We start from the raw sequence: 26578 nt of genomic DNA on the forward strand, positions 1-26578 counted from the left end.
GACATAGTTAGAACCTTTCCTAGCTTTGCTGATTTTCGACCGACGGCTGTAATGCCGTCCCTTTCGTCGGAACAACGAAAGGAAGGGGACCGAAAAGCTGGACCGGGTGTCGCCGGTTCGGTGCCATAAGCAGATCGGTCTGAACTGTACCGGACGGAAGCCATCACTTCTGGGCCGGGCTACCGCAGTGCTCACGGTGAGACAACGAAGTGCGTGATAGAAGCCTCTGAATATCCGAGAAGTTTCCCAAGCGTGATGGCGGGGGAGACAAACAGCGCGATCAGACATGGCAGGGCTCAATGTTCCCTGCTGAGGGGTGCGAGAAATACGCGCTCGGAGTGGGCGAGTTCCTTCAGCCCACTCTCCGTATCGCCAGGGGTATAGCGCACCACCTACAGGCACGAAGGTTGAAAATCGGAACACGGGAACTTGAACCGTCTGCCCGGCAGGAACCGGGCTAGCCGCGACGACCGGAGACGGGCGCGTTCAAGGGCGGAGCCTCCGTAGTAGTCCGGGTCCGGGAAAGCCGGACACATGGCGAAGGGAGGCAGGAAGATGATCGGTTGGCATGACGGAGGAGTGATCTGTGGACACGGATCATCAGGCTGATAAAGCTTGGGTACTCGGCGTTCAGCGCAAACTGTATCAGTGGAGTAAGGCGAATCCCGACGACCAGTGGCGGGACATGTGGGGCTGGCTGACAGACTCGCGCATGCTTCGTCACGCTTGGCGTCGTGTGTCCACCAACAAAGGCGGGCGCACCGCCGGGGTAGACGGGATGACCGTGGGACGCATCCGGAAGAAAGGAGAGCTACGCTTCCTTGCCGGGATTCAGGACGAACTGCGCTCCGGCGCATATCGGCCGAGTCCGGCGAGACGCAAGATCATTCCCAAAGCCGGTAAACCGGGGCAATTCCGGCCCTTGGGCATTCCCACGGTCAAGGACCGCGTCGTACAAAGCGCGGTCAAAGCACTTCTGGAGCCAATCTTCGAGGCGCAATTCTGGCATGTTTCCTATGGGTTCAGGCCCGGACGGAGCACGCACGGCGCCTTGGAGCATATCCGCCGGGCTGCTCAGTCGCACAAACGCGGCGGGGATACCCGGAGGCACGGGATGCCATATCCTTGGGTTATCGAGGGAGACATCAAGGGCTGCTTTGACAACATCAACCACCACTATCTGATGGAACGGCTACGCAAACGCGTCGCCGACCAGCGGGTGGTACGGTTGGTCGGGCAGTTCCTGAAAGCCGGCGTGCTGACGGAGGAGCAATTCTTCCGCACGGAAGCCGGAACCCCGCAGGGTGGGATCATATCACCGCTGCTCGCCAACATTGCGCTTAGCGCGATTGAGGAGAGATATAAACGGTGGGTGCATCCTGATCCGACGGGGAGGTCTTCACGACAATCGATACTCTCGGCGGCATCGGGTAGACGTCTGTGGGATCGCAAAGCAGGGCACTGCGTGTGTTTCCCCGTACGCTATGCGGACGACTTTGTGGTGCTGGTCTCCGGTACGCAGGAAGAGGCTATTGCGGAGAAATCCGCGCTGGCAAAATACCTGCAGGAGACGACAGGCCTCGAGCTGTCACCGGAAAAGACGAAGATCACAGCAATGACGGACGGGTTCGCGTTCCTCGGATTCCGCTTCGTCATGGAATGGGACGGGCGCTACGGATATTGTGCACGCGTACAAATCCCGAAGACCAAGTCCCTCGATCTCCGTCACAAAGTCAAGGAGTGTACCGGGCGCACCAGCGCGAGAGGCACCCTTGGCGCAAAGCTTCAGGAGCTTAATCCCATCCTGCGCGGATGGGCGAATTACTTCCGTTTCTGCTACGGAGCCAGCAACGTGTTCACCAGCCTCGACTGGTACACCGGGGATCGGCTCTGGCGCTGGCAGCGGAAAGTTCGCCCAAACGCCAACGCGAGCGAAATCGCAAAAGGCCGACAACGCAGCAGTCGCCGTCCGACGGTGAGACTGTGGCGTGATGGGTCCGTCGAGCAGTATATGCTCGCGTGGACTCCCGTCTGCCGGTTTCGTCTGGCGTGGATGGGAACGCCAAACTTCGCCACGTCTTCTGGCGAGCCGGATGCATAACGAAAGGTGCACGTCCGGTTCTGCGAGGGGTGGTGAGAAACGGACCGCTGCAAGGCGGTACCGCGCTCGCCACCTACTCTACACATCGGAATCTACAAGGCCGATCTGCGGGTCCCCCTCGAAGTTGACATCGCCGCCCTGCCCTCCGTGAATCAGCAACAGCGTGCATTGTCGCAACGGGTTGATGAAGCTGCGCGGCAATACATCTCCGGCTCGCTCCGGGATCTACTGGCGAACGAGATCGCGGCAGTCGAAGAAGCGGCTGGGCAGGCTGGACATTTCTCGCTCAGCCTCGGCTTCGACGCCTATCGGAACAGGGATGCGCTCGATATTCTGGTGGTCAGCTACAAGAGCGTGTTCGATGCCGGCGACGGATATGTCCAGGCGGCGGTCCGCATCGAAGGTGGCGCGCGTCCTGACCCTGAGCCGGCCGAGCCTCGCGAGATCATGCCATATATCGCTTCGGAAATGCCGCAGGGAACGGACCTCGCGGTTCGCGATGTGACGACGGTCAGGCCGGAGCGGACCTTTTGGGAAAAAGTGCTGATCCTTCATGCGATGACCGAAATGACTCAGAAGCGAAGTGCGGAAGGCAAGCCTGACCGTCCAGTGCCTGATCTCAATCGCTATTCACGTCACTACTACGATGTTCATCAGATTTGGACGCATCCCGACTACGGGGTCGCTACAGCATCGATGCGCGAACTCGCCGAAGCATGCCGACAACATAAGGAGCTCATGTTTAGAGCGCCCGATCATCGGTACGATCGAGCGGTGCCAGGGAGCTATCGCCTTGTCCCGACTGCCGACATGCGAACAAAGCTTGCGGCCGACTACGAGCGCATGTCGGCGATGATCTTTGGGACGCCACCGGCCTTTGCCGATGTGATGGCGAGTATCGAAGCGCTCGAGCATCATCTCAATGCCGCGCCGGCCGAGGCGCCTGGCGCCGGCGGCATCCCGGCGGAGGAGGAAGGAAAGGGCCAAACTGACAGGATCGCCTGATGGCCAAGATCTCCAAGAATGCTCCCAGTGATCGGCTCCTCAGGGCAAATGAGACCTGCGGACCTCGCCCTTCCGCCGCGTGGCTGGGGAGGGCTGCGTCCGCCGTCCAGCGATCGAACCGGCGCGGACGGCAACCCACCCGTACAGAATCTGCCGACCCGATCTCGCTCTGGCCGAGGTCAATGGCGGCGGCTTATACACCGTTCTACGCGCTCCTCCTCATGCTGGCGCTGATGATCATCATCGGCATCATCCTCGTCATGCGCCGCCATCGTCGTCATGGCGTCAACGGCAGCGGCGCGCCGATCATCGCCATCATCGAGATCAGGGTGGCCAGCCTCTTTGATCAAGCCATGTCTTTTTCGTCGATCTACGGCCCAGCTAGGACTGGGTCCCATCATCTCCCGTCGGATTGATATCCTCCGAAATCTCCTGTCGCAGTTTCGGCCCTTTCGCCAGTCGCCTCCCCAAGGCGGTGACGAAGGCTTCGTAGCGCTCGGCGGCCTTGGCCCGCGTAGCCTGGGCGGCGGGCTCTGGCAAGCCAGGCGTGGTCGCGAGCCAGAAGCGGACGAACACTGCCAGCGTCTCGACAGCGATGCCGATATCGCGCTCCTGCCGGGCCAGCCGGCGATCGACCTGGTCGAGGCGTTTGGCGATCGCCGCTTCGCGGCGCTCATCCGCATCCGGCGACAGGAACGACGCAATCGCAGCCTCCGCGACCATGGATTGGGATTGATCGCGCCGGGCCGCATAATCGCCAAGCATCGTCATAATGGTCTGATCGAGGTAGACCGAAATCTGCACCTTCTTCTTGCCACCTGTCATGGCAGCTACAACTCCATGCCATCATCAGAGTCGAGCGAGACCTGCCGCGCCACGCCCTGCATGAGGCGCGCTAGGCGCCGATTGCGAACCGCATCGTCGTCGTCGCTGTCGTCGGCGGGGCTGATCTCGAACTCATTGTCGATCGGAGCGGTTTTTTCGACTGGCCGCGCATGATTGAGTTCGGGTTGATGACGTCGCTCCGATCCCGTCGGATCTCCATCGTCCTGCTGGGGCATGCGGAGATCCTCGCTGACTTCAGCGTGGGCCAGCGACTGCAGGTGACTCCAGTCGTCAACATTGTCCGATTGGGATCGGCCCAACTCGGGTGGCGGGAGGACGCGTTCGCGGAAGCGGACATCCTCGTAGTAGCGTGCCTTCTTCGCCCTGATAGGCGACGCCCCCGACACCATCACGATCTCGTCAGTCGGCGGAAGCTGCATGATCTCGCCAGGGGTCAGCAGCTGGCGGGCTGTCTCTTGCCTCGACACCATCAGATGTCCGAGCCACGGCGAAAGCCGGTGCCCGGCATAGTTCTTCATCGCCCGCATCTCGGTCGCAGTGCCGAGCGCGTCAGAGACGCGTTTTGCGGTCCTTTCATCGTTCGTGGCGAAGCTCACGCGAACATGACAGTTGTCGAGGATAGAGTTGTTCGGACCGTAGGCCTTCTCGATCTGGTTCAGCGACTGCGCGATGAGAAAGCTTTTCAGCCCATAACCGGCCATGAAGGCCAAGGCGGACTCGAAGAAATCGAGGCGGCCGAGGGCCGGAAACTCGTCCAACATCAAAAGCAGCCGGTGGCGGCTGGCCTTCGTATGCAGATCCTCAGTGAGGCGACGTCCAATCTGATTGAGGATAAGGCGAATAAGGGGTTTGGTCCGATTGATGTCCGAAGGCGGCACGACGAGATAGAGCGTTGCCGGGCGTTTCTCACCGACGATGTGGGTGATCCGCCAGTCGCAATGCCGGGTTACCTCGGCGACCACGGGATCGCGGTAGAGACCAAGGAAGGACATGGCGGTGGAGAGCACACCCGAGCGTTCATTGTCGGATTTGTTCAGTAGCTCGCGCGCCGCACTGGCGATGACCGGATGCGGGCCAGCGTCTCCTAGATGCGCGGTCTTCATCATTGCTGCCAGGGTGGATTCAATCGGACGCTTTGGATCGGAGAGGAAGGCAGCGACCCCGGCCAGTGTCTTGTCCTTCTCGGCATAGAGGACATGCAGGATCGCGCCGACCAGCAGCGCGTGACTTGTCTTTTCCCAGTGATTGCGTTTCTCCAGGCTGCCTTCCGGGTCCACCAGAATGTCGGCAATGTTCTGGACGTCACGGACCTCCCATTCGCCGCGGCGGACTTCCAGTAGAGGATTATACGCGGACGATTTCGAGTTGGTCGGATCGAACAGCAGGACACGGCCATGCATGGCCCTGAAGCCGGCCGTGAGTTGCCAGTTCTCGCCCTTGATGTCGTGCACGATCGCGGAACCGGGCCAGGTAAGCAGTGACGGTATCACCAGACCGACGCCCTTGCCTGAGCGCGTCGGGGCGAAACACAAGACATGCTCAGGCCCGTCGTGGCGGAGATAGTGGCCGTCGTAGCGTCCAAGCACCACACCGTCGGCGCCGAGAAGACCGGCGGCCTCGACCTCCTTTCGCTCGGCCCATCGTGCCGAACCATAGGTCTGCACGTTCTTGACTTCGCGCGCCCGCCACACCGACATGCCGATCGCGACAACGATCGAGAGGAAGCCACCGGACACGGCGATCAATCCGCCTTCCACAAAGATACCTGGTGCATAGGCGTCGTAGAAGTACCACCACCAGAACAGTGCGGGCGGATAGTAGACGGGCAGTCCGGCAACCTCGAACCAGGGATGGCCGAGCCCGGTCTGGAAACCGAGCCTCCATGCGGTCCATTGCGTCGCCCCCCAGGTTGTCAACAGGACGATCAGGAAGACCGTGAGGATCTGACCCCACAGGATTTTAGTGGCGGACATGGCAGGTCCTTTCTTGTGTTGTCACAGGCCAAGCCCCCTCTTGCGGCCAAAGCTCCAATCGACACCTCCGCCATCACGGGCAACACCGGAGACGTGCTGGCCGAGATGCTTTTCGAGAGAGGGCGTCCAGGGAACGAGCTGGAAGCCGAGGCCGTCGTCGATCATGGCGAAGCGGCCGGAGGCCAGCATCAAGCGCTGACGATAAATGCCGGCGACATAGCCTCCGGTAGCGACACGGTTGAAGGGCCGTCCGGTTTCGTCCGCGAGCTTGTCGCCATGCATCTCCAGTTCCCGGCGGCGCAGCGTGTCGAGTAGGTTGCGAGCGAAGACAACCCGCCTTCCCTGCCGCTCCGCGAGCCCCTGATCGACAAGGTGTTCGGCGCGCCTGTTCAAGGCGTGGCGGACCTCGGCGCCGAAGCCACCTTCGGCCATGGCGACAGGCTCGCGGGCGATCGCCTGGCGGTCGAGCCAGGTCGCACCCGATGCCGCAACTTGTTCATCCAAACCAAGATCGGAGCGCACCGCCAGAGCTGCCCGGCGTTGGCCGCGCGCGTCATCGAATTTGCGCAACTCGACGATCGATCCGGGCAGGCTGTCACCCGAAGCTTCCAGGTCGGAAAGTTTGATGTGATGCGTGCGTCCGTCGACGCCGTCAATGACAGCATAGGCTGTCCCGCGCAGTTCGTCGTCGAGCCCACGCTCGAGCAGCCGCCCGATAATGGGCGCATCAAGACTCTCTGCAGCCAGAACGTAGCTCGCTGGACCGCGCTCGATGCCTTGTTCACTCAGCGCGCGGTGCATGCGTTTGATGATGTCGCCGCGTTCGCCGAGCTCGCGCAGCGCGGCTTCGGCCCGCTCGTCGACTATCCATTGACCAGGTCCGAGTTGCTCGGCAAGACCGAGGGATTCGAGCTTGCGCAGGCGGCCGACCTTCATCGCATGAAACTCGTCGGGTGGCTTGTCGGCCCGCGGGGCGAGATCGATGACACCGTCGTCGCGCCCGTCGCGAGCCAGCTGGCGGTCCAGTTGCGTCCAACGCTCGGACTGGATCTGCCTTTCGAGCGTGCGGCGGATATCGAGATCGGTGCGTGGCCCCAGTTCCTGGGTGATCAACTCCCGAACCCGGTCACGCATGCCTTCCTTGATATAGTCGCGCGAGATGACCAGATCCTGGCCGTCGTCACGAACTCCACGCACGATCAGGTGGAGATGCGGATGCCCGGTGTTCCAGTGATCGACCGCCACCCAGTCGAGCCTCGTGACCAAGTCCTTCTCCATCTGTCCCACCAGTTCGTGGGTGAAGGATTTGAGGTCTGCCATGTCGAGGGCGTCGTCCGGCGAGATGATGAATCGGAAATGGTGCCGGTCGTCCTTGGCGCGCATGGCAAAGGCCGCACCATCGGCTTCCTCGGTCCCCGGGCCAAACAATCTCGCCTTCTCGCCGTCGCGGGTTACTCCCTCGCGCCGCAAGTAGGTGAGGTGTGTGCCAAGCGAGGCGGCCCGCAGAGAGTGCCGGACAACGCGTGCCTTGACGACCGCGCCACGCGATCGTGAGGTGACGAAGCGATTGGCTTGGATGCTGGCACGCTGGCCATGGCCAAAACGGGAGCGGTTGCCGGGAACAATCCGGCCCGAGCGCGAGATGCCGCCGCCAGCCTTTTTCGCCGCGGCGAGGGCCTGCGCGATGAAGGGCCGGGCCTGCTGGGCGCGGGTCGAGCGGATCCGGCCAGGCCGAATGCGAAACTCCCGCTCCCTATCCATCGCGGGTCACCGCAATGTGTAGAAAAAGGCGCAAATTCAATAATGTAGGTGTTTCGCACACATTGCGCCGGTGGTTGGCAATGTGCGCAACGCGCCAAAATATCGAGCAAGAACAACCGCCCAACCGACGCACAATGTGCGGCCTTTTATCCTGCCATCCCTCGGTTGTGTTCGTAACCGTCCGGTCCCTGCACATATTTGAACTAGTGCAATCTCGCGTCATGTCGGGTTCCTTCGGTTTGTGGAGGATATTCGGATGGCGCCTCGCCGCTCCTGGGCCAAGGCCAACAGCCCCTACTGGTCGTCGCAGGTCGCGAGCTGGCTCGGCAGTGATCTCAGTGCGCAGGAATTCTGCCGCCAGCGTGATCTCTCGATCAGAACTTTCGATCTGTGGATGCACCATCTGGTGAGCAGCGAAGAGCTGCGTAAACGTGCGGAAAAGCTGCGGAATTTGCGTCGCAAGAAGACCGGACGTAAGCGCAAGACGCAACGGCCGAAGCATCCACAGAGGCGGCCGCGCTATCGCTACGGCAAGCGCACGGACAGCGGCCCGATTGCTCTGAAGGCGTTCTGGAGCATGCATGTGGAGGCGATGAACTGGAGCGGTATGGGCCATGCCGAGTACGCCGCTGCGCTCGGACTTTCGCGACATGCGCTGCGGATCTGGCGCGATCGGCTCGAGGAATCCGGCGACGAAATGGACTGGCGATCGCTGCTTCATCCGAGTGCCCGGGCCCTATTAAGCAGCGCTGCTAATTGCGCGCGGCGCCAATACCGCTTGACACCCGAAGCAATGGACGGGCGATCGCACCGCCGCAGCTTCACCGAAGAGCAGAAGCGGGCGATCGTGCAGGAGACGGAGAAGCCCGGCGTTGTCGTGGCGCGGGTCTGCCGCCGCCATGGCATTGCCACCAGCATGGCGTTCCGCTGGCGAGAAGAGTTCGGCCTGACCGCCCGCAAGGCGCCAGAACTGGCGCTGGTCGAGATCGCCGATGGAGCAGAAAGCGAGCCGCCGGCGCTTGTCGCGTTACGCAATCTCGTGCGGCCGCCGGACGGCATGGTGGCAATCGAACTGGACGATGGACGGCGCGTGTTCGCCCCGGCGGGCGCGTCTGCGGCCGCGGTCAAGCGGCATCTGGCCGGTAAGGAGAAGGCATCATGATCGTCGTTCCGGCGGGCGTGAAAGTGCATCTGGCATTGGGCCACACCGACATGCGCAAAGGTCTCGATGGGCTCGCCACGCTGATCCAGGAGCATCTGAAGAAGGATCCGTTCTCGGGCCATCTGTTCGTCTTCCGCGGCAAGAATGCCTCGCTCCTGAAGATTCTTTTTTGGGACGGAACGGGGCTGTGTCTGTTCACCAAGCGCATGGACCACGGACAGTTCATGTGGCCGCGCCTTGCTGAGCCTGGCGGCTCGGTGGCACTGTCGCCGGCACAACTCGCGATGCTCATCGAGGGTATCGACTGGCGTGCGCCGGAACGCTTCTGGCGACCGATGCTGGCAGGCTGAAACCGGCACTTCCATTGTCGCGAAGGAGCCCGGAATCCTTGGGTTCCTGTGCTGTTTGTGATAGAATCGATCATGTTGGTCGATCTCGAAAACCTGCCATCCGATCCAGCACTTCTTCAACGCCTCGTGCGCGACATGGCGGCTGCGGTCGAGAGCCGCGACGGCGAGATCGAGCGGCTTCAGTCGATCATCAAAAAGCTCCAGCGGGCGCAGTTCGGCCGCAGCTCGGAGCGGCTCGATCCCGATCAGCTTGCACTCGCATTGGAAGAACTCGACGCTGACATCGCGCGCATCCAGGAGAGCCGTCCGTTCGTCGGCAAGCCGTCGACTGAGCGGCCATCGCATCGCAGGCCGCTGCCCGATCATCTGCGGCGCGAGGATGTTCTGGTCGATGTCGACAGCATGATCTGCGCGTGCTGCGGCGGCACGCTGCATGCCATCGGCGAAAGCGTCAGCGAGATGCTGGATTGGATTCCAGCACAGCTTCGCGTGATCAGGACGACACGGCCAAAATACGCCTGCCGGGTCTGCGAGAGGGTGGTGCAGGCGCCGGCGCCGGAGCGGCCGATCGCTGGCGGCCTGGCGACGCCAGCGCTGCTGGCGCAGGTGCTGGTCAGCAAATATTGCGATCACACGCCGCTCTATCGGCAGTCGCAGATATTCGCCCGCAATGGCGTCGAACTTCCGCGTTCCACCCTTGCCGGTTGGGTCGGCGGCGCCTGCTGGTGGCTGGAAGCCCTGCACGAGCGGCTGGCGAAGAGCGTCTTCGCCTCGAACCATCTTTTTGCCGATGACACACCGGTCCCGGTGCTCGATCCAGGCCGCGGCCGCACCAAGACGGGAAGGCTGTGGGTCTACGCCCGCGAGCAGAGGCCATGGGGCGGACCGGAGCCACCGGCCGCGGTCTACCTGTTTGCGCCGGATCGCAAAGCGGAGCGTCCCGTCTCGCATCTTGAGCACTTCAAGGGTGTTCTGCATGTCGATGGCTATGCCGGGTTCGAGCGCCTTACCGGCAAGGGAGATATCGTTCTGGCCGCCTGCTGGAGCCATACACGGCGCAAGTTCTACGACGTGGCGCAGGCGACCAACGCGCCGATCGCGATGGAAGCCTTGCGACGGATCGGCGAACTCTATGCTGTCGAAGCCGACGTTCGCGGCCAATCGCCGGGTCATCGGCTTGCAGCCAGGCGCAGTCGCTCCAAACCAATCGTCGACGCCATGCGGGTCTGGCTCGAAGCACAGCTGCCGTTGTTGTCTGGTCGCAGCACGCTCGCCGAAGCCGCCCGCTACGCGCTCTCGCGCTGGGACGGCCTGACCCGCTTCCTGCACGACGGCCGCATCGAGCTCGACACCAATCCGGTCGAACGCGCAATCAGACCAGTCGCGCTTGGCCGCAAGAACCATCTCTTCGCGGGCAGCGACGGCGGTGGTCATCGCTGGGCGGTGCTGTGCTCGTTGGTCGAAACCTGCAAGCTCAATGATGTCGAGCCGTATGCCTGGCTGCGCGATGTACTCATCCGCATGGTCGACGGTCATCCGGTAAACCGGCTCGATGAACTCCTGCCCTGGGCTTGGAAAGTCGGAAATCCTGTCAAGAGCTGAGCGACGTGCAACGACCGGGCGCTTACTTGTGTTCGCTGGTGCCATTCCCTTCGTACGCCATGGTGCGCCAGGGCTCGCGTTGACACGAAGGCGCTGGAAATCGCTCACGGCTCAGCTCCCTTGTCCCCTGTCGCGACGAACAGACCGCCCGACTGAACTGCGACATTGGACAGCTCGCGCACAGCCTGGGGCTGCGACGCGTCCCCGCGGAAATGCGCGACCGGATCGGAATCTGCGGATGTGTCTTCTGTCGGTTGCGCGACGAAGAGCGGCGACTTCCTCCAACCAGAAGGCGTCGAGCGCGCCGGGCCGGCAGCTTTCGTTGCAGCGCCGCTGCCAATGGCAGATAGAACGGCGGCCACATATGCGCGTGTTTCTCGAGGCAACCGCCGGCCCTTCAACGATGCCTCGTAGCGGCCGGGACCAGCATTGTAGGCAGCAATCCAACCGGGCGATCCGTAGCGATCGAGCAGTTCGCGAATATAGGCCGAGCCAGCGATGATGTTGTCGTGCGGATCGAAAGGATCACCGCCGAGCCGGTAACGGCCGCGCAGTTCGCGCCAAGTTTCTGGCACGATTTGCATCAGACCCATCGCGCCCTTTCGCGAGATGGCACGCTGATCGCCTGCGCTTTCCGCGCGCAGCACGGCACCAATCCAGGTGCGCGGAAGTCGGAAGCGCCTCGCCGCTTCCGCGATGTGTGGCTCGTAGGTGCGCGACGGCGGTGTCGTGACGAGCGGGTTCTGCGCCAAGGCGGCCTCGGGATCGGCGCATGCGATACAATGCCCAAGCAGCAGGATGTGCGCGTTGCGCAGCACCGCGCACAACACCCCGGCCGGCTCGGGACGGGCCTTTGACCGACGGCGCGCGAACATCCCTCAGTCCTTCTGGTTGCGCGCGCGCGGCCGTGACCACTGCAGCGACCAGGCGCAGTTGTCGTCGCTGCTTTGAAACAGATTGGCGCGGATCGGCTGCGCGAAGGTCGGATCATCCAGCTGAAGCGCGACGAACTCGCCGGCCTTTTCACCGGAGCGTTTCCAACCGGCGCCAATCGCCGGCCCGTCTTCGCTGCCGGCGTGCACGCGATAGTCGGGCGCATTTTCCGCGTCGCTGGTATCGGCATCGACAATTGCGATGTCGAGATCGAGGCTGAGCGTGCGGATGCGCCCGAAATATCCGGTCTGAGTGCGCATGAACTGTCCGATCGGTGACATGTCGTTTCTCCTTTCGCATAGGCGGTGATGTTGGGTCGGTACGGCCGGAGCCGCTGGCGCGCGCTCACCGCGCTTGCGCGCGCCATTGAAAGTGACCGTCGCCCTGCTCGTCGGTCCACAACGGGGCTGCAAGGCCGAGAATGTGATCGGCGGCAACGAGGCCGAAGTAGCGACCGTCAAGGCTGTCGCGAACCCGCTGGTTCATAAGAAAAACGGCCGTTGCCGGAACACGCTGACAGCCCTGCCAACTCGGCAGATCACGTCCGGCTCGATCGCGCTCAAGCGCGACGCCGACGTCACGGCCATCGACTGATATTGTGAGCTTGCGTCGGCATACCATTTGACCAGACACGGCAAGGATACGCTTGAGCAGCAGCACACCTTTCGGCAGGTATTCTCGCTCGGCAAGAAACGTTGCGAGCGATCCCGGCGGCTGCACGGCGACGAGATCGCCCACCGCGAATTTGGCGGCGTTGTCGATCCGGTAGAGGCCGATCGGAGCGCTGGCCGAGGCATTCCATACGAACCGCGCCTGCAACGGCCCGCGTTCCGGAAACAGAACGCCTGTGGCGGCCAGCGCCATGGTGATGACAATTGCTGACCGCGTCATGGCTCGACCCGCCGCCGCAACAGGAACGCAAGATGCAGATCAAGCGTATAAGTTCGAGGCTCTTGACCTGCTGTCATCCGGTGATGGACGTGCCGCCAATGATCAGGCGAGACGGCTTGCGGATTGATCCCGAGACTCTCGATCGCGTCTATGATCCGCAACACGCGCTCTACGCTTTGCCACCCTTGCATGGTGAGCAGGATGTCACCGCCAGGCCGCACGAAAGGCAGTGTCTGATACGCTTGCCCCGCTGCGATGGTGCGCACGATATCAAGGCGCGACATGATCGTGCCGAAGCCGTTCGAGGCCCAACGCACGAAGGCAAAGGTAACGCCGGGACGAAACCACACCACCCGCTGGTGCCGATCAAGGATGTCTTCCCGGTCAACCACACCGAAGCGAATCCAGAACTCGATCTTCTTCGCGATCCATGTCAGTCCGACACCGGTCATGCCGTCACGTTGCAACGCGCCGCCAGCCAAAGAGGCAGAACGCAAAGGTGTGTTATCGATCATTGTCCGTGTCCTGATCTTGCATGCAGCCGGATTGCAGGGTGAGGAGACCACCGCACTCAGCGCCCGTGCCGGCCGCTCTGGGGAGGCGCTGGTGGTTGACGTTTGGCGGGAAGCACGGAGCCGCGGGGATCCGATGTTGACGTCACCGCCCCGCGCTCAGCCCAGGCCTGCAGATCATCGATAGCGTAAACAACTCGGCCGCCGAGTTTGCGATAGGCGGGACCTGTGCCGTAGGTGCGATGCTTCTCAAGCGTGCGCGATGACAGGCTGAGGAATTCAGCGGCTTCCTTGGTGCGAAGAAAGCGGGGCGGCAAAACGGCTAAATCTGGTCTCATGGATCGGGCCTCCGTGGGGCTGCGGCGAACTGCTGGGTTTCAGCGGCGGATGCGGATCACGATGACGGAAGACTGGCTTCGCAGGGGATGGGGAAGATTGGGGGGCATTAAATTGCCCCCTCGCGCTACGCTCGCCTCCGGTGGCGCAGGAGTTGCAGATAGCCGCCGCCGATCATTTCGGCACCGCCTTTGACCAGGCCAATCACGGCGTCGCGAAGGGACGACGTTTTCCAAGGATTGGTCCCAACACGCTCGATCCCGTAGCAGACGGCTGCGATTTCGCGGTAGCTCGCGCCGTTCATGCGGCCATCGGCGGCCTGGATCATCAGGCGCAGGCGACGGCGCTGCTGGGCTGTCATTCGCGTGTCCGGCGGTACAGGTCGCTTGTTGTGGCCACGCCAAAAGCGCACGAGAGCCTCAACGCGTCCCAGGGTCTGGGAATCGAGCGGAATCACTGCCGCAAGCGAGCGGGTGCCTTCGCTGCCCGGAAGGAAGAGGAGTTGCGTCTTGATCCCGTTGTCATGAATGGCGTGAGATCCCTGCGGGCTCTCACGAAGCCTCCCTAAGCTCGCGAGCGCCGCGGATTCGAGAGATAGGTGGTCGGGCGCCGAGCTGAGAGCCAGTACCGCGGGATCGACCAGAGGCGACCAAAAGACGTCTTGCGCCAAGGCTGACCTGTCGGGCATGGCCGGGAAATCGCAACCCCCAGCGCCGCTGTTCCTCGGCAGGCAAAGGTTCCTCTTCTGCTCCGGCGACGACCAGGTGCTGATAGTGCCGACGATAGGACTGTGAGCGGCGCAAGCATTCCCAGGCGAGACCTTCGATTGGCAAGCGATCGAAGAAATCGTAGCCTTTGTTGTCCCGCCAATCCGACGTGTTCGGCTTCATCGTGCATGTCCTCCGAAAACGGCAAGTCGTGCTCGAATCGATTCCGAACTCCGGCGGATGGCGAAACGTCCCGAGGAGGCATCGCGTGATGCGTTTTAGGCATCACCTGCCGTCTAGGCTGGCTATTTGTCGGTTTGGCGCAGCAGGTATCGGTACCCGGTGCGCGTCATCCACCGTGCTCGAGCGAGATGGCTGTCATAGACGCTTCGAGCACGTTGCGGCTCCTTGGTCGGATCAATCCCAAACAGGATCCTGACCACCTCGCGCCAATCGGCGCCGTCGGCGTCAGCATCGAACAAGCGCATGTAAAGTTTGACGTGGCTGCGGTCATATTCGGTCAGGTCGTCCCCAATGGGCGCGGTCTCGTCAAACGGTTCAATCATGGCTGCCCTCCACCCGTCACAGACGTGAAACAGAACTCTACGGGTCGAATATCGCTCGCACAGCAGGCTCGAAACGCATCTCGCGATGCCGTGTCGGCATCGCCACGACTGTCTCACCAGGCCCGAGAAACCTCTGATCGGCTGGAAGAGCTCGCCCGATCGGATCGGGCGAGCTCTTCGGCGCCTTATTCGCCGTTCCGGCGGCTCGGGCGAGACCAGATGAGGGAGAAGCCCTCGCCTTCTTCATCGTCGAAGAGGTTGGCGTAGATCGGAGCGTTGAAGCTGGGATCATCAAGCTTGAGACCCAGGTACTCGCGGCCCTCGTTGGAGCGCTTGGACCAGGCGGCACCGATTTCGGCGCGGCCGACCACGACCCGGTGGCTGGGAGCGTTGTCGCCGGTGGCACGGGTGTCTGGGACGATGCGCACGTTCTTGGCCTGGACGCTAAGGGTGACGATTTCGCCGGCGAATTCGTTCGAGGCGGTCTTCTTGAAGGTGCCGATGGTAGCCATTGTAAGTCTCCGTTTTCTGTTCCCGAACCCGCACCATGCGGCCTCGATGGCGATCACTTGGCCGAAGGCGACCGACGACGCATCGCTTGCGACCGAAGCAACGCGGAGGACGGCGCAGGAACGGCTTTCTTGTTTCGCGAGGAATGGCGGCGCTCGGGGTCCCCGTGCGGGTTACCGCACGGGGTGGGGGTCGTCAGGGGAAGAAAGTCGGGACGCGGCGTTGCGGCCTAGGCGGTCGAGGCGTCAGCCGCCCTTCGGGCAGATCAGGCCATTAAAGAGGCCGTTTGGAGCGCTTCTGGGACGGATTGGAACGGGAGACGTGGCGCCCAAGGCCCGCAAGCACACCGCCATGCGTTCCAACGACAACGCCAACACGTCCGTGTCATGGGATGACGAGAGCACCGCCCACCCACGTCACGGCTTCAACGGCAACGTCATCGTCCCGAGGATCGAACGAGCCAGGGGACCAGCCATGCAAAGCTCCAGCCCAACACCTGAGACTGGACGCCGGTCGCACACGGCTTGATCATTCGCACGCCGCCTGCCTGCGCCAATAGCCTGACGGCAAGAAGGTCAAGCTTTTGTCGATCCGATCCAGCCGGTTCGCTCGGGCGAATTGGAGACCGAACCGCGCCTGGGCTGATTGGCAGCGGTCGTGCTTGCGATCCGGAGGACGGTGGTTGTGGCGATGACGATGGCGCCAAGGATCGAAAAAGCGATCTGCCAGCCCTCTGACGGCATGGCGTGTTTCACCACACCGTGCACGGCGTGGTAGCCCGCGAGTGCAGCCGGGCCGGCGAATGCGACCACGATAGCGGTGCGGGCCCAGAATGGCTTGACGAAAACGAGAAGGAACTGGCCTATGCCAAGGGTAAGCGCTGCCGCGAGTGCGGCAACAACGAGGGCGCCCAGCCACCCGGTGCCCGTGTCATAGGACCACATTCCGGCAGCGACGCCGGCAAAGAAGGCAACGCGAAGACGGCGAGCGTGAACAGCAACCAGAGGCCAATAGCTGCCATGCAGCAGACAATGCTGATGAGGATCATGATGGTGATCTCCGTGAGAAAAGGTCTGACGGTCGCGCCTTCCACCACCACCACGTCGCATCCGTGCGTATAGGCGAAGAGGAATCAGTGAGGCGAGCGGAAATCCATCAGGATCCCCGCTCGCCAGACCGACGCCAGTCAGCGGGCGAAGGGATCGATTTCCGCCACGACCTCGGCGTCATCGTCGAACTCGGTGATTGGGGTGACCGAATGCGTGCCATCGCCGGCCTTGGAGACGACGATGGCGACCTTGAGGGTGGTGGCGAGGCTGAAAGCGTATGCGTGTGCGTCTTTGAGGGACATAGCTCCTGCTCCTGTCTTGCAGGCGGGAGACCATCTCCCGCGCGACAGGCGCCCGATGTGTCCGTCCGAGAGCCGCGATCACCGCGCAGGCAACGCCGCAGCGGCGGCATGCTTGCATAGCCGACCCTTTACGGGTTGATGGCTTCAGGCCTTGGAAGGACCAAGGATGAGCGCATTGGAAGCGGGGGATGGGCTCATGCGTCGACCGGATGCTAGATTGTCTCTCAACAGATTCACCGCGTCGGTTTGCGAGCTGTGCTGGTCGTCCGCGTCGCAATGCAGGAGAAACCGGAAGAAAATAGCAGCAAGATTTCACCTACCGAACGCTCACGAGGCTCCTTGAGGCGTTTTAGCGGGAGTGGTGGATTGGTCGAGCGAACTGCCCCGCCGGATAAATTCGGAGATCTTCCGACCGTCGCCGGTAGGGGCGCCGGACGCTGCGCGATCGCTCGCTCTACGACGCGAGTTGGTAGCGCCACTGCCTGACGTTCTGGTTGGTCAATTTGGGATGACGACACTCACGAACCGCCTCCTTTCGGGCGGAAGTCAAAAACCGGGATGCCGAACTTTTTGGCTTTGTCGGCGAGATTGTCCTGGATGCCCGTGCCCGGAAAGACAATGACCCCGATCGGAAGCACATCCAGCATGGCGTCGTTGCGTTTGAAGGGGGCGGCCTTGGCGTGTTTCGTCCAGTCGGGCGCAAAACCAATCTGCGGCACGTTGCGATGATCCGCCCAGCGGGAGGCGATTTTTTCGGCGCCTTTCAGCGACTTACCGTGCACCAACACCATGTCGGGATGTTTGGCGTGAACCTGATCGAGCTTTGCCCAGATCAGGACGTGATCATTGAAATCAACACCACCGGTAAAGGCGATCTTCGGGCCGGGTGGGAGAAGCACATTCTGCGCGGCACGCCTTCTCGCAATCAGAAAATCGCGACTGTCGATCATAGCCGAGGTCATTGCCTTGTGATTGACCATTGATCCGCTGCGCGGCTTCCAGCCTGAACCGGTATGGCGCTCATAGTGCTCGGCGGCTTGGTCGCGCATCAACTCGAAGGCGTTCTGGCGCTCGATCAGCGTCTGGCCCTCGACCGTCAGGCGTTCCAACTCAACCGACTTGACCTCGCTGCCATCCTGTTCACGCTGGCTGCGGCGCTGTGCTTGCTCATTGTCGTCCAGTTGGCCGCCGATGCGGTCGCTGGCGCGGTGGAACACATTGACGGTCGACCAAAGGAGATCGTAGAGGTCGGGCTCAAGGCGTGTGTCATCCAAGGTCGCGATCAGGGCGTCGAAGATATCGGCGATGGCATCGGCCACTCTGTGGCCATCGGGAAGTGGCCTGGGGTCCGGTTCGTCCACGAAGGGACGGTGCCCATAGAGTTGCAGTTCGGTGAGGAGATGGTCCGTGGGAGAAGAGGCGTGATGGGGTTCGGTGTCGTCGTGCTCATCCATGGGATGCTCCATCGGCTTGACCGCGACCCTCGCGGCCTTCATGGCGACGAACGCCGGCGGGCGGCCTGGACCTGCACCCGCGGCGAAGCGCAGGGCCGGAGCACCGCGGAGGATGGCGGCGGCCGCCTATTTTGTCTCGCGATGGAAAGGCGTCGCTCCCCATCGTTCACTTTACGAGCAATCGCGCGCCGCCGGAAAATAGTCGACCGCCACCATTGCCGGGCCGGACCGCTTGTGGGCCGGATCGCCCTCTTGAAGGCCGTGTCGCGGTTCTCTGCGACAGCAGGCCATCCGCGCGATTCGGCGATAGGCCGCCTCGCGACGCTGGCCGGGACTACGCCGTCAGCGCCATGAAACGGGCCACGTCCCCTGGAGTGAACTGGACACGCGTGCCCGATCTTAGAGCATTGATTCCGAGTGTGCGGAGATCCTCGTTGAAGTCCCCGAGCGTCGGCGACAACACGATCGCCTCGATGCCGGCGGCACTGGCTCGTTCGAGCAAGCTGTCACGCGCACTATCGCCCGCCGGGTCCTTGTCACGCACGATGTAAAGTCGCCTCAGCGAGTTGGGAAACAGCAGCGACGAGAGATAGGCGGCGGAGAGTGCAGCGGCCATGGCCAAGGTGGGCAATACGCAACGAAGTGACAGAACAGTTTCGATGCCCTCGCCCGCGGCCATAACGTCGCTTGGCGAACCGAAGCGGACGGCGTTTCCGAGAAGGTCCCCCATCGCGCGCCTCGGCGTTTCGATCGGCGCCTTATCGGTACCTGAAGAGTTGAGCCAGGTGCGATGCGCGCCCGTCTGACGGCCATCGAGATTGGTAACGGACGCGATCATCGCCGGCCAGGTCTCGGTCGGCGACTGCTCATCGGGGCGATGATAGCAGCGCGGATGGAAGCGCAGTCTTTCGGTTCCGTCCAAGGCCGTGATCCCACGCGTGCGAAGATAGGTCTCTACGATCGTCCCCGAAATGGGACGCGCCATTGCCCACAGTCGTCGCGCTGCCTCTGGCGATCCGAATGGTGCCTTGGTCCATTTCGTCCTGTGCGAAGTTTGTTTCGGGACGGGATGCGGCATGCTGAGGAATAGGCGGGCCTCGTCAGCAACGTCCTTGAAGTCGATCAGGCCGGAGCTCTCGCGGATAACGTCAAGGAGATCGCCATGCTCGCCGGTTGCGGCGTCGGTCCATTTGCCGGCAGCGCCTTTGCCGGATTCGCCTCCGTGCAGCCGCACGAACATAGACCGGCCCGGCGTGTTGCGTGCATCGCCGACAAGCCAGTAGCGACCGACGCGGTGGCCGTTCGATAGATAGTGGCGACATACGGCCTCGGCCTGTCCAGCCAACTGTCGCGCAAGATCCGTCGTGTGTTGCATTGCCGGCTCCCAAACAAAAAACGGGCCCGCCGTTGCCGACGGGCCCTCGGGTCTGCGTGCTGCTCCTTTGCTATTCCGCCGCGACCTGCGTATCGATCTCGGCGGCTTGATCTTCGGTCTGTAACTCGGTTTCCGCCATAGCCGTTTCGCCGCCGTCGTCCGTCATTTCCCCGACGTGCTTATCGACAGAGCGGTCGATCTCGGTCGACACGGTTTCGGCGATCACCATGGATGGGCGGCCGGGCGTGCGCAGCGGCTCCGGCAACCATCCAGAAGCCGCGAGCAATTCCTGCGCCGTCTCGGCCATGTCGCCCTTCTTCAGATGCTCGATCCGGTCGCCGGCACGTGTTCCCTTTGCTTCGCGGACAGACGCCAGAATACGAGCCTTGGTGACACGTCCGAAATACGTGTCGATCGTTGGTATCCATCCGGCCGCAACCATGTCGAGATCGACGGCCTGAGCGAGCTGGTCGGCATGGGCCAGCGCACGCGGCCGACGGTTGTAAGCCTCGTAAATCGCGTTGACCGATAGCGATACACAATGCGCAAACAAGGCCTGGCGGCTGTCGCTGTCGAACGCCTGCAAAGCATCCCACAATTCGTCAGGCTCTTTTGGAAGCACCGCCACCCAGGACTGGTGACGGGCATCGACTGCGGACGCCATGCTGTTATCGTTCAATCCGGGCGCCTGCGCGCCCAAAGTGATGATCTTCAGATCCAGTTCCAGGCACGTATCGGAGCCGTAGTAATAGAAGGCGCGGAGCGTCAGGGCATGGAGCGCGGCGAGGAAGGCGACATCAGGCTGCTCGCCGAGCGCGTGGCGCAAAGCAAGCGTTCGATGGGCAGTCAGTTCCGTCATCAAGCGGTCTGGGATCGGCTTGAGGCCGTCGTCTTCCTCGTTTTCAATGGCGGTATCGATCTCTGTGATCGAACGATCTGGGTCGTGTTCCGCCTCCGCCGCGACGGCGCCGGTCTCGTTTTCGGAATCGGCTTCCGTTTCGACTGGACGTTCGTCCACGGGGCGGACATATCCGCGTTCTACCTTGAGGTTGCCCGATGCGTCGATGCTGATAAAAGCACCGGCGCGCTCGATTTCCGTCGGATCGAAAACCTCCGGCCTGTCATCAAGCGCACTGATCGCGGTTTCGATCTCACCGAGCCGTGCGTCGACCTCTTCGGGCAGATCATCGGCCTCGGCGTAACTCTGTGCCAGGCCTTCCAACTCGGCCTGGAGTGCGTCGCGCGTGGACTGTTCCTGCTCGGTGAGAGCGGGCTGCTCGCCACGGAGACGGCGCAGACCGTAGGTGTGGCCATAGGGAAAATCCGGAGCGACATCGATCCACTTCCAGTCTTCGTCCGAAATTGCCTCAGACTGCAGCCGGAGCTTCTCCGCAACCAGCGTCTCGAGGAGCCCGACATCCTGAAGCCAACCGCCGTCGTCGCCCTGGAACAGGTCACGCATGACGACGCCACCAGCCTCGGCGTAGGCGTCGAGGCCGACGAATTGTGCACGCTTGTCGGCAACGCGGACTGCGGACTCCGTCAGCATGCGGCGGATGATGTGCGGCTCCTTGCTGTAGCTCTGAGCGAGACGTTCGAAGACCTGCTCTTGCCGCTCATGATCGCCGTTAACGGTGAACGCCATGAGTTGATCCAGGGTCATGCCATCGTCGGCATAGACATCGAGGAGTTTGGGCGAAACCGACGCAAGGCGGAGCCGTTGCTTCACGACCGCTACCGACACGAATTGGTTGGCGGCGATTTCCTCTTCAGACATGCCCTTCTCGCGGAAGGCCAGGAAGGCGCGGAATTGGTCAAGTGGGTGGAGCGCGGCGCGCTGGATATTCTCAGCAAGCGAGTCTTCCTCAGCCAAGCCGCCTTCGCGTATGACGCAGGGCACTGGCGCGTTCTTGGCAAGGCGCTTCTGCTTCACAAGGAGTTCGAGAGCGCGATAGCGGCGCCCTCCTGCCGGGATTTCGAACATGCCGGTCTCGTTGCCGTCTGCATCGCGCACGGGCCTGACGGTGATGCTCTGCAGCAGTGTTCGCCGGGCGATGTCCTCAGCCAAGTCCTCGATTGAGACGCCGGCCTTGATCCGCCGAACGTTCGCCTGGGAGATGACGAGCTGATTGAAGGGGATGTCACGCGACGACGAAAGGGTGATTTTCTTCGCAGCAGTAGCCATTGTGATGCACTCCGCGACGGGCGGCCGAAAGCCTCTCTCTCGACCTCCAACCCGTCATGAAGCTACGGCCCACCTCTCACTCTGAGAGGCGAGCCGTAGAGCCGGACGGTAAGAGAGGTGCGGAACCGGAAGGGCCTGGGGCGCTATCACGCAGCGCGGTCGAGCAACTTCTTCGCCTTGGCTTCAAGGTCGAGCCTCGCATCCTGATGTGTTTTGTCGCGCGCCACCGCGGTGATGCCTTGGACAAAGTCGAAAACGCTCTCCGGCTTTCGGCCTTCCTCGCGAAGCACGGTCTCAATGATCTTTGTGCTCTCGGCCCTGCTGAAGCCTCGCTTGCGCAGGAAATCGGTACGCTCGTCATCGGAACGGGCGACGATGCGCTCTCGCGCTGCCTTGATGCCGTTGACGAAAGGTGCTGGGCTTGAGTCGGCGAACCGTCTCAGAGCCGGCGCCGCCTCATGGGCAAAACGGGAGGCAGCATATTTCGAGTGGCGGATTGTGATCTCTTCGAAATCCTCAACGCCCCACAGATTGCGGTTCTGGCAAACAGCCCGGAGATAGAAGGAAGCCATGCCGAGCGTTTTGGCGCCAACCTCAGAGTTCCAGCAATAGAAGCCGCGGAAGTACAGATCGGGCGAGCCGTCTGGTAGCCGGCCCGCCTCGATCGGATTGAGATCATCGACCAGGAAGAGGAAGACGTCACGATCGCTTGCGTAGAGGGTGGTCGTATTCTTAGTCACGTCGACGCTGGGGTTGTAAATGCCTGTCGACCAGTCGAGCACCCCGGGCACCTTCCAGCGCGTGTCGCCGGTGCCGTTGCCGGCAATGCGTTGGACGGCTGCGACCAACTCATGGTCGTAGATCCTGCCATAGTCGGGACCGGTAACGGCACGCAGTTCCACGCGCCCATTGTCTGTCTCCAGCGTCTTGATCTGCTCGGCCCGGTGTGAGGCCAAGCCATACTGAAGGTTGATGCCTGCCAACGAGGCGGGTAGTTGGCGAAGGTAGGTCGCCGGTGCTCCGATAAGGCCAGCGAGTTGACCAAAGCTCCAGTGGGTCGGCGCTAGTGAATCGGCCGCACCAGGCAGAACAAGCGACAGGCGCTCGGCGTTGTCGCGGCTGGCTTCGACGCGAACCGCCGCGCTGTCGACGGTCCGTGTCCTGCTGTGTTGGCCGCGAGTCTGCACCGACGCGAACAGATCTGACAAGGAAAGGAACCGCTCGTCGTCGGGGCGGGAAAACCATTCCGACGACACCCGGCCAATCCTCTGCCCGCGACCGACATCGACTTTGTAGCCGCCGCTTCCGTCACGCACTGCGTCCAGTACTTCAACATTGCTCATGGCTGATCTCCATGACGAACCACCGAGAGACTCTCTCTCGATCTTCAATCCGTCACGGCGTAGCTGCAGCCCTCTTACTCTGGCCTAGCACTTTCGGGCGGTTTGGCCGCCGACGCGTCGACCTCGACGCTGGCGCCCCGGCGGCGAATGCAATGCCTTTTCGTTTCAGCCTCGGGCCTGATTGGACGGCAAAGCCAATCGTGGGCTGCGCAAAAGAAGCGCCTATGTGCAACTACGAGCAGCATATCGCCTAGACTGAAAATTGCCGGATGATGCAATGGCTGGCGCTGGACATGCCCGGCCATCAGGCCGAGCTGGATCTGCCGCAGGCGGACGATGTTCGCATCAATGACCCCGCTCCTGTCATGCGCGCCCGGACGCGCTGCGCAATGAACCTGGAGACTGGGTCTGGAGGCTGCCAGCCTCAAAAGAAAAACGGCGTATAAACCGCAGCCCTGCGCGCGGCCGCAGCGTGAATATTGTCGCGCGCAGGACGAAGGAAATTCGCCTCCGCCGTGGGCGGTTAACAGGACAGCCGCAGGAGCGTCAGCATAGCGCCGGCCGCAGGCCGGGACGCGGGACCGACTGTCCCCGTCTACGGTGGCCCGCATAATGCCTGTGAATTGGCATTCCGCATAATGAGATCCTAATGGTGCAAGCTTGGGCACAGTATCGGCTTCACCGCTGCATCGTAACCGTAGTCGTCGGTGCGCAGTCCGTCCTAAATATACGCCATCACCGCCGTTTGCGGCCCGAGCTGAAGGCGCACCTTCCCTTCCCGATCAAAGTCCGCCTACCGACTAGTTATGTTGAGTTTTTGGCTGCATCGGAAAAACGAGCCGTGAGGCGACACGTCCGCGTTCCTGAGCATGTTACTGCAGAACGCATCGAGCGCGCGCTCAACCGCGTGGCGGAAATTATCGTGGCGCGGGGCGACCAGGGCGAGGCATGGCTTCCACTGTACGACCATCTGGAGCGGGCCCTACATGATCATCATGCCAAGGAAGAACGACTCGCAGCGGTGCGCCAGCGTGTCATACGATCGCGGGATCGAACGGCAGCGCGATCTTCATAAGTTCCTCCTGCCACATCTTCATGTCGCCACCCTCGCCGTACTTCGGGCGATCGATGGTATGGCCCATCAGCATACGGCGAAGCTCTTCATCCAATCTGGCGTTCTTCATCCGGTCCTCGAACGAGTGGCGCAGCGAGTAGACCGTGTGCTCGTTCGTCGGAAACAACTCGTGTTTCTTGAAGTGCTTGTTCACTGTAGCGGACAGCTGAGCCTCGCGATCCTTGTAACGAGGAAAGCCTTCAGGGTGCCTCTTGAACACCTCGAGAGCCACGCCAACCAAGGGAACTCTGCGCACCGAAGATTCCGTCTTGATCTCCCGCGGGTCGTCAGGGTCCTCCCTAGGCTCGACTGAGATGTGAGGCACTTCGTGATCGAGATGGATGACCCCGACATGCAGGTTTGCGAGTTCGCTAGGCCGGCATCCTGTCTCGACGAATGCCAGGACGATACCTCGGGCCTGATCGTTGAGCTGCGTCAAAGCGCCTGGCGCCAGGATCTTGTCCTTGATCCAGTCGGTTGGGAACGGCGGCCGGCTGCGCTTTGACTTATCCTTGAACGAAAGGTCCGCAAACGGGTTCTTCTGTTCGGGAAAGCCCAGATGCCGGTAGTAGTCGCCATACAGCGTTCGGAGGTTGCCCATGTTGCGGTTGCCGGTCGACGCCGAACGGTCGCCCGCGCCCTCCTCCGGCGCCACCCGGTCCAGCCAGTACTTGTGGACCTTGCGAGCGTCTTCGCGAGTGATCCGGCTCATGGGCTTGTCTTCGACCAGTTCGATGAACACGTCGACGCTCATCTTGCGCTTGGCCTTCCAACGCTTGCGCTGATCAGTGCTTTTCGTGCGCAGCTCGTCTCGGGCTATTTCGGAGAAGTACAGCTGGAGCGCATCGGATATCTTGTCGTCTGGCGGCGCCACCATGCCCGTCACCGCGTCAACAACGGGAGATTTCGCTGGTTCCGCGACAGTGCTCTCGACGCGCCGCATGATGGTCTCGAGGGGCTCGGAGGCAAGAATTTCGCCAAGTGGCCGGTAAACGAACCCTAGCGATTCCGCTCGTTTCACAGCCAGCTTGTAGCGGGCTCGCGCGGCTTGAGGGTTTTCTCCAAGCAGCAATGCCGCCCAGAGCCCGTTATCCGCAGCTTCGTGGAGGTCGCGCGCGGTTCTTGCCTTTAATCTGTCCTGCGTGTCGAGCGATCGACGCACGAAATGGCCGCGATTATCGAGGCCTCGGAGTTCTGTGGGGACCCTTCGCCGGTAATGGAAATAGCCGCCCCTCAGATGGAGATAGCGGTCAGGATCTTCCGCTTCGCGCCGACGTCCCATGGCTTCAGCTTGCTATTTGTATCACAATAAGTAGCACAATTTGTGACACAAAACCGCCTTTGGCGCAAGCTTGGGCCGTTGCGGTTTGCATTTTATGAAGGAAAATCAATGGCATACAGGAAATGCCGATGGTACCGTTGGCTGGGATCGAACCAGCGACCTCCGGATCCACAATCCGGCGCTCTAACCAGCTGAGCTACAACGGCACGTCTGCCTGAGCGCGATCAAGGAGGCTCTGCTCTCCAGATCCGCTCTGTCGTTCGGCGATGCGTCCAATACGGACTATCGGAGCGTAATTCAAGGCCCTTGATGAGGCAAAGACAGGTTCTGCGAACCACCCGGCTTTCAACCAGCCAGTTTCGGGCAAAAGAAAAGGCCGGCGGGAGGAGGTGCCGGCCTTTTCCTGTTACGAGCCAGCGGGAGGAGGTGCTGGCTGGTCACCCCGGAGAGCAGAGGGAGGAGGTTCCGCCCGCCGGGTATTCGCTTGGACAACTCTATCGCACATCTATTTGTCTGATAAAATGCGACGTTTTGATGCATCGCCGAGTTGTGCGAAGATATTAGGCGGCCTTGATGTCCTTCAGGGCCTTCTCGAAAGCGGTCTTGATCGGCTTGGAGACGTCCTCGGCAGCCTTGGAAGCGACGGCCTGGAATTCCTTGGCCTGCTCGACGACCAGTTCGGCACGCTTGCGCAGGAAGGCGGTCTGCAGCTCGACGACTTCCGACAGCGACTTGGCGCTGACCAGAGCTTCGAGATGCGAGAAGCCGGCGTCGGCATTGGCGCGCAGCGCGGCGATGGTCTTGAGCGACAGGTCGCCCGAAACGGTCTTGGCGGTTTCGAAGGTCGACTCCAGAACCTTCTGGGTCTCCTCGGCGCCGGTCTTCAGCTTGGCGTAGGCTTCCTTCGACTGCTCGACGCCCTTCTCGGCGAAAGCGCGGATCTGGTCGGTAGCCTTGGAAGCGTCGAAGCTCGGGAATTCAACGTTCTCGATGGTCTCAGCGGTCTTGATCTTGGACATTTTCCATCCTTTTCGCGGTAGCGGCTTTGACAGAAAGCCGTCTCGTTCATGTATGATGGCAATATAGAGGTTTTTTTGTGCATTGCAACATCTTTGTTGCAGTGCACCATGAAAATCTTCCCCGCCGTTAACCAAGCGCCCAGAGATTTCGCTCGCCGCACGCCTTGGCTTGTGGACCTTCGCCCCGCCCGCTTTTATTA

26 protein-coding genes, 1 tRNA gene and 1 pseudogene are annotated in these 26578 nt (G+C 61.9%); 7 read left to right on the plus strand and 21 right to left on the minus strand.

What is annotated here, in order from left to right:
- The first annotated feature begins 586 nt into the window (after positions 1-586).
- The 3 genes and pseudogenes from ltrA to JG743_RS28915 all read left to right on the plus strand — a co-directional run bounded on the left by ltrA (position 587) and on the right by JG743_RS28915 (position 3522).
- On the plus strand, positions 587-2101 hold the full coding sequence (ltrA, locus tag JG743_RS28905; protein WP_202295506.1) for a group II intron reverse transcriptase/maturase: 1515 nt from the start codon (positions 587-589) through the stop codon (positions 2099-2101).
- Between the two features lie 81 nt (positions 2102-2182).
- Positions 2183-3106: pseudogene (locus JG743_RS28910) on the plus strand (nucleotidyl transferase AbiEii/AbiGii toxin family protein); the annotation flags it as partial.
- Positions 3106-3522, plus strand: a complete 417-nt coding sequence (locus JG743_RS28915) for a hypothetical protein (protein ID WP_202295509.1) — start codon at positions 3106-3108, stop codon at positions 3520-3522. The pseudogene JG743_RS28910 and the gene JG743_RS28915, both read left to right, overlap by 1 nt.
- Here the strand turns inward: JG743_RS28915 and JG743_RS28920 are convergent.
- Genes JG743_RS28920 through JG743_RS28930 form a run of 3 tightly spaced genes read right to left on the minus strand, consistent with a single transcriptional unit; the run spans position 3488 to position 7686 of the window.
- Positions 3488-3931 (minus strand): CopG family transcriptional regulator, encoded by a 444-nt coding sequence (locus JG743_RS28920; protein WP_202295512.1) that lies wholly within the window; start codon positions 3929-3931, stop codon positions 3488-3490. The two genes, JG743_RS28915 and JG743_RS28920, sit on opposite strands and share 35 nt — an antisense overlap.
- A gap of 5 nt (positions 3932-3936) precedes the next feature.
- Positions 3937-5925, minus strand: a complete 1989-nt coding sequence (locus JG743_RS28925; protein ID WP_202295515.1) for a conjugal transfer protein TraG — start codon at positions 5923-5925, stop codon at positions 3937-3939.
- A 21-nt stretch (positions 5926-5946) separates the two neighbouring features.
- Positions 5947-7686 carry a relaxase/mobilization nuclease domain-containing protein gene (locus JG743_RS28930; protein WP_202295517.1) on the minus strand — a complete coding sequence of 580 codons (1740 nt, stop codon included), beginning with the start codon at positions 7684-7686 and terminating at the stop codon, positions 5947-5949.
- 256 nt (positions 7687-7942) lie between these two features.
- On the opposite strand from JG743_RS28930, the gene tnpA reads away from it, so the two are divergent.
- From tnpA to tnpC, 3 genes are all read left to right on the plus strand, one after another.
- On the plus strand, positions 7943-8848 hold the full coding sequence (gene tnpA / locus JG743_RS34315; RefSeq protein ID WP_244672957.1) for an IS66 family insertion sequence element accessory protein TnpA: 906 nt from the start codon (positions 7943-7945) through the stop codon (positions 8846-8848).
- On the plus strand, positions 8845-9198 hold the full coding sequence (gene tnpB / locus JG743_RS28940; protein WP_023767057.1) for an IS66 family insertion sequence element accessory protein TnpB: 354 nt from the start codon (positions 8845-8847) through the stop codon (positions 9196-9198). Before tnpA ends, tnpB begins: the two co-directional genes overlap by 4 nt.
- A 72-nt stretch (positions 9199-9270) precedes the next feature.
- On the plus strand, positions 9271-10800 hold the full coding sequence (tnpC, locus tag JG743_RS28945) for an IS66 family transposase (protein WP_202295521.1): 1530 nt from the start codon (positions 9271-9273) through the stop codon (positions 10798-10800).
- Between the two features lie 104 nt (positions 10801-10904).
- Here the strand turns inward: tnpC and JG743_RS28950 are convergent, their stop codons facing one another.
- The 15 genes from JG743_RS28950 to JG743_RS29015 all read right to left on the minus strand — a co-directional run bounded on the left by JG743_RS28950 (position 10905) and on the right by JG743_RS29015 (position 22963).
- Entirely contained in the window at positions 10905-11675 is a 771-nt protein-coding gene (locus JG743_RS28950; protein WP_202295524.1) for a lytic transglycosylase domain-containing protein, read from the minus strand.
- A gap of 3 nt (positions 11676-11678) precedes the next feature.
- The gene (locus JG743_RS28955; RefSeq protein WP_202295527.1) at positions 11679-12014 is read right to left on the minus strand and encodes a DUF736 domain-containing protein; all 336 of its coding nucleotides are present in this window, start codon (positions 12012-12014) and stop codon (positions 11679-11681) included.
- Positions 12015-12078: 64 nt separating this feature from the next.
- Positions 12079-12597 carry a S26 family signal peptidase gene (locus tag JG743_RS28960; RefSeq protein WP_342215683.1) on the minus strand — a complete coding sequence of 173 codons (519 nt, stop codon included), beginning with the start codon at positions 12595-12597 and terminating at the stop codon, positions 12079-12081.
- 23 nt (positions 12598-12620) lie between these two features.
- A complete protein-coding gene (locus JG743_RS28965) occupies positions 12621-13139 on the minus strand; it encodes a DUF2840 domain-containing protein (RefSeq protein ID WP_202295533.1) in 519 nt (172 codons plus the stop codon).
- Between the two features lie 56 nt (positions 13140-13195).
- Positions 13196-13474, minus strand: a complete 279-nt coding sequence (locus JG743_RS28970; protein ID WP_202295536.1) for a helix-turn-helix transcriptional regulator — start codon at positions 13472-13474, stop codon at positions 13196-13198.
- A gap of 125 nt (positions 13475-13599) precedes the next feature.
- The gene (locus JG743_RS28975) at positions 13600-14142 is read right to left on the minus strand and encodes a DUF2285 domain-containing protein (RefSeq protein WP_244672958.1); all 543 of its coding nucleotides are present in this window, start codon (positions 14140-14142) and stop codon (positions 13600-13602) included.
- Positions 14024-14362 carry a transcriptional regulator domain-containing protein gene (locus JG743_RS34320; RefSeq protein ID WP_244672959.1) on the minus strand — a complete coding sequence of 113 codons (339 nt, stop codon included), beginning with the start codon at positions 14360-14362 and terminating at the stop codon, positions 14024-14026. The genes JG743_RS28975 and JG743_RS34320 overlap by 119 nt, the downstream gene beginning before the upstream one ends.
- A gap of 122 nt (positions 14363-14484) precedes the next feature.
- On the minus strand, positions 14485-14745 hold the full coding sequence (locus JG743_RS28980; protein ID WP_202295542.1) for a DNA -binding domain-containing protein: 261 nt from the start codon (positions 14743-14745) through the stop codon (positions 14485-14487).
- A gap of 185 nt (positions 14746-14930) precedes the next feature.
- Positions 14931-15257 carry a DUF736 domain-containing protein gene (locus JG743_RS28985; RefSeq protein WP_202295545.1) on the minus strand — a complete coding sequence of 109 codons (327 nt, stop codon included), beginning with the start codon at positions 15255-15257 and terminating at the stop codon, positions 14931-14933.
- A gap of 573 nt (positions 15258-15830) precedes the next feature.
- Positions 15831-16199 carry a hypothetical protein gene (locus tag JG743_RS28990; RefSeq protein WP_342215684.1) on the minus strand — a complete coding sequence of 123 codons (369 nt, stop codon included), beginning with the start codon at positions 16197-16199 and terminating at the stop codon, positions 15831-15833.
- Positions 16200-16441: 242 nt separating this feature from the next.
- A complete protein-coding gene (locus JG743_RS28995; protein WP_202295548.1) occupies positions 16442-16606 on the minus strand; it encodes a hypothetical protein in 165 nt (54 codons plus the stop codon).
- A 518-nt stretch (positions 16607-17124) separates the two neighbouring features.
- On the minus strand, positions 17125-18060 hold the full coding sequence (locus JG743_RS29000) for a DUF2493 domain-containing protein (protein WP_202295551.1): 936 nt from the start codon (positions 18058-18060) through the stop codon (positions 17125-17127).
- Positions 18061-18394: 334 nt separating this feature from the next.
- Entirely contained in the window at positions 18395-19435 is a 1041-nt protein-coding gene (locus JG743_RS29005) for a DUF7146 domain-containing protein (protein ID WP_202295554.1), read from the minus strand.
- A gap of 70 nt (positions 19436-19505) precedes the next feature.
- A complete protein-coding gene (locus JG743_RS29010; protein WP_202295557.1) occupies positions 19506-21620 on the minus strand; it encodes a ParB/RepB/Spo0J family partition protein in 2115 nt (704 codons plus the stop codon).
- A 146-nt stretch (positions 21621-21766) separates the two neighbouring features.
- Positions 21767-22963 (minus strand): DUF932 domain-containing protein, encoded by a 1197-nt coding sequence (locus JG743_RS29015; protein ID WP_202295560.1) that lies wholly within the window; start codon positions 22961-22963, stop codon positions 21767-21769.
- 269 nt (positions 22964-23232) lie between these two features.
- Between JG743_RS29015 and JG743_RS34820 the strand changes: the two genes are divergently transcribed.
- On the plus strand, positions 23233-23409 hold the full coding sequence (locus JG743_RS34820; protein WP_446720880.1) for a hypothetical protein: 177 nt from the start codon (positions 23233-23235) through the stop codon (positions 23407-23409).
- 588 nt (positions 23410-23997) lie between these two features.
- Here the strand turns inward: JG743_RS34820 and JG743_RS29025 are convergent.
- The 3 genes from JG743_RS29025 to JG743_RS29035 form a co-directional block, all read right to left on the minus strand.
- Complete coding sequence (locus JG743_RS29025) at positions 23998-25359, minus strand: DUF6538 domain-containing protein (protein ID WP_202295563.1); 1362 nt, start codon at positions 25357-25359, stop codon at positions 23998-24000.
- Between the two features lie 129 nt (positions 25360-25488).
- Positions 25489-25565 (minus strand) — tRNA-His (locus JG743_RS29030).
- A 354-nt stretch (positions 25566-25919) separates the two neighbouring features.
- On the minus strand, positions 25920-26378 hold the full coding sequence (locus JG743_RS29035) for a phasin (protein WP_202295566.1): 459 nt from the start codon (positions 26376-26378) through the stop codon (positions 25920-25922).
- Between the last annotated feature and the right edge of the window lie 200 nt (positions 26379-26578).

It is taken from the genome of Mesorhizobium sp. 131-2-1, assembly GCF_016756535.1.
GTDB lineage: Bacteria > Pseudomonadota > Alphaproteobacteria > Rhizobiales > Rhizobiaceae > Mesorhizobium.

What these genes read in the sequence shown, in the direction of transcription:
- JG743_RS28915 (WP_202295509.1), top strand. Translation starts at nt 3,106, where the DNA reads ATGGCCAAGATCTCCAAGAATGCTCCCAGTGATCGGCTCCTCAGGGCA.
- JG743_RS28920 (WP_202295512.1), bottom strand. Translation starts at nt 3,931, where the DNA reads ATGACAGGTGGCAAGAAGAAGGTGCAGATTTCGGTCTACCTCGATCAG.
- JG743_RS28925 (WP_202295515.1), bottom strand. Translation starts at nt 5,925, where the DNA reads ATGTCCGCCACTAAAATCCTGTGGGGTCAGATCCTCACGGTCTTCCTG.
- JG743_RS28930 (WP_202295517.1), bottom strand. Translation starts at nt 7,686, where the DNA reads ATGGATAGGGAGCGGGAGTTTCGCATTCGGCCTGGCCGGATCCGCTCG.
- tnpA (WP_244672957.1), top strand. Translation starts at nt 7,943, where the DNA reads ATGGCGCCTCGCCGCTCCTGGGCCAAGGCCAACAGCCCCTACTGGTCG.
- tnpB (WP_023767057.1), top strand. Translation starts at nt 8,845, where the DNA reads ATGATCGTCGTTCCGGCGGGCGTGAAAGTGCATCTGGCATTGGGCCAC.
- tnpC (WP_202295521.1), top strand. Translation starts at nt 9,271, where the DNA reads ATGTTGGTCGATCTCGAAAACCTGCCATCCGATCCAGCACTTCTTCAA.
- JG743_RS28950 (WP_202295524.1), bottom strand. Translation starts at nt 11,675, where the DNA reads ATGTTCGCGCGCCGTCGGTCAAAGGCCCGTCCCGAGCCGGCCGGGGTG.
- JG743_RS28955 (WP_202295527.1), bottom strand. Translation starts at nt 12,014, where the DNA reads ATGTCACCGATCGGACAGTTCATGCGCACTCAGACCGGATATTTCGGG.
- JG743_RS28960 (WP_342215683.1), bottom strand. Translation starts at nt 12,597, where the DNA reads ATGGCGCTGGCCGCCACAGGCGTTCTGTTTCCGGAACGCGGGCCGTTG.
- JG743_RS28965 (WP_202295533.1), bottom strand. Translation starts at nt 13,139, where the DNA reads ATGATCGATAACACACCTTTGCGTTCTGCCTCTTTGGCTGGCGGCGCG.
- JG743_RS28970 (WP_202295536.1), bottom strand. Translation starts at nt 13,474, where the DNA reads ATGAGACCAGATTTAGCCGTTTTGCCGCCCCGCTTTCTTCGCACCAAG.
- JG743_RS34320 (WP_244672959.1), bottom strand. Translation starts at nt 14,362, where the DNA reads ATGAAGCCGAACACGTCGGATTGGCGGGACAACAAAGGCTACGATTTC.
- JG743_RS28980 (WP_202295542.1), bottom strand. Translation starts at nt 14,745, where the DNA reads ATGATTGAACCGTTTGACGAGACCGCGCCCATTGGGGACGACCTGACC.
- JG743_RS28985 (WP_202295545.1), bottom strand. Translation starts at nt 15,257, where the DNA reads ATGGCTACCATCGGCACCTTCAAGAAGACCGCCTCGAACGAATTCGCC.
- JG743_RS28990 (WP_342215684.1), bottom strand. Translation starts at nt 16,199, where the DNA reads ATGTGGTCCTATGACACGGGCACCGGGTGGCTGGGCGCCCTCGTTGTT.
- JG743_RS28995 (WP_202295548.1), bottom strand. Translation starts at nt 16,606, where the DNA reads ATGTCCCTCAAAGACGCACACGCATACGCTTTCAGCCTCGCCACCACC.
- JG743_RS29000 (WP_202295551.1), bottom strand. Translation starts at nt 18,060, where the DNA reads ATGGATGAGCACGACGACACCGAACCCCATCACGCCTCTTCTCCCACG.
- JG743_RS29005 (WP_202295554.1), bottom strand. Translation starts at nt 19,435, where the DNA reads ATGCAACACACGACGGATCTTGCGCGACAGTTGGCTGGACAGGCCGAG.
- JG743_RS29010 (WP_202295557.1), bottom strand. Translation starts at nt 21,620, where the DNA reads ATGGCTACTGCTGCGAAGAAAATCACCCTTTCGTCGTCGCGTGACATC.
- JG743_RS29015 (WP_202295560.1), bottom strand. Translation starts at nt 22,963, where the DNA reads ATGAGCAATGTTGAAGTACTGGACGCAGTGCGTGACGGAAGCGGCGGC.
- JG743_RS34820 (WP_446720880.1), top strand. Translation starts at nt 23,233, where the DNA reads ATGATGCAATGGCTGGCGCTGGACATGCCCGGCCATCAGGCCGAGCTG.
- JG743_RS29025 (WP_202295563.1), bottom strand. Translation starts at nt 25,359, where the DNA reads ATGGGACGTCGGCGCGAAGCGGAAGATCCTGACCGCTATCTCCATCTG.
- JG743_RS29035 (WP_202295566.1), bottom strand. Translation starts at nt 26,378, where the DNA reads ATGTCCAAGATCAAGACCGCTGAGACCATCGAGAACGTTGAATTCCCG.